The sequence below is a fragment of the Alicyclobacillus sp. CIJ1 genome (assembly GCF_057538885.1).
The window spans coordinates 1-285 of sequence record NZ_BAAJPH010000006.1; the positions used below are offsets into that span (position 1 = coordinate 1).

General features: G+C 61.8%; 1 pseudogene. It reads left to right on the forward strand.

The features are described from left to right. Positions 1-285, forward strand: a pseudogene (locus AC27E8_RS00090) (hypothetical protein); the annotation flags it as partial.

Genomic DNA, 285 nt, shown 5'->3' on the forward strand with positions numbered 1-285 from the left:
CCCGAGTGATCGAGGCGTTCCAGGCGGAGCCCTACGGCGATCCCAAGCGGATCGCCGAGGCACTTGGGTTTGCGAGCGCGTTCGAGATGGCGCAGTACATGCAAGCGCATGGGTACCTGTGGTCCAACACGGCGCGAAACTACGTCGCCCAAGACCGTACACAAGACGAGGGTCCACCATCGGAGGAATCCGACAACGCTCGGCAGGTGGTGTCGAATGAGAGCGAATCGACTTCTCTTCCGCTTGGGGACGCGCTCGAGATCCTGGGGATGCTGGTGAAGCATC